2 protein-coding genes are annotated in these 1,014 nt (G+C 45.5%); both read right to left on the bottom strand.

Annotated elements, in window-relative coordinates:
• Positions 1-305, bottom strand: a 305-nt coding sequence (locus tag ACTXGO_RS14590; RefSeq protein ID WP_443575026.1) for an ATP-binding cassette domain-containing protein, incomplete at its 3' end; no start/stop codon positions are given.
• Positions 306-450: 145 nt separating this feature from the next.
• Positions 451-1,014 (bottom strand): ABC transporter permease subunit (locus ACTXGO_RS14585; RefSeq protein ID WP_443575025.1); only part of this gene is annotated, 564 nt, incomplete at its 5' end.

Below are 1,014 nucleotides of genomic sequence, written 5' to 3'. Positions count from 1 at the left end.
GCCACAGTCAAATTATCGATAATTGTCAGATGCGGAAACAACTCAAAATGTTGAAACACCATGCCAACGCGGCTACGTAGCTTTGGCAAGTTAGTCTTAGATGCGCCAACCGAGATGCCGTTGACCATAATTTGCCCTTTTTGAAAAGGTTCAAGGCCATTAACCGTTTTGATTAGAGTTGATTTACCGCTACCTGACGGGCCACAAACGACGACGACATCACCTCTATGCACGTGCGCGGTACAATCAGTCAATACCTGAAAATCGCCATACCATTTGCTGACGTTATCAATCTCAATGACCATCTCATCGGTTGCGTGACCATTATTTGTGACCAGTCCACCGAAGTCATTTATGTATGTGTCAGCTTTGCTCATCGCAGGCTCCTAGCCATATTGTCTTTAAAAATTGCGATATATCAGACTAAAATTAATATATCGCCTAATAGCTCTAAAATCTTAAGCGCTTTTGTACTTGTTGCACGCCGATAGAAGCACTCAAACTAATGATAAAGTACACCGCTCCTGCGCCCAAAATATAAGGCGTTAATAAGCCCATCAGCTCCCCGCGCACGTAGGCGGCGCGGAAAAAGTCCGTCAAGCCAATAGCAAATACCAGCGTCGTATCTTGGAACAAGATAATACACTGCTGAAGTATCAGCGGCAGCATCTTGCGAAACGCTTGCGGCAAGATGACTAAGCGCATGGTTTGTCCGTATGTCATACCTAGTGCTTTGGCAGCATTGACCTGCCCGCTCCCGATAGATTGAATACCAGCCCTGACAACCTCCGAGAAATACGCCGCCTCAAACATCATAAAGGCAACCACACAGGAGGCAAAAGCTGCATCGAGTTGCAAGTATTTACCCGCAACCCAAAAGTAGATCATAGGTACGGCAAAGTAAAACCAAAGTAGTACCAATAACAGTGGCACTGAACGAAAATAGTTGACGTATAGTTTGGCAGGGACTTCTAGTGCTTTGATGCCAGATAAACGCATCAAAGCGAGCACAGT

It is taken from the genome of Psychrobacter sp. T6-1, assembly GCF_052258445.1.
This window is presented reverse-complemented; position numbering and strand designations above follow the sequence as displayed.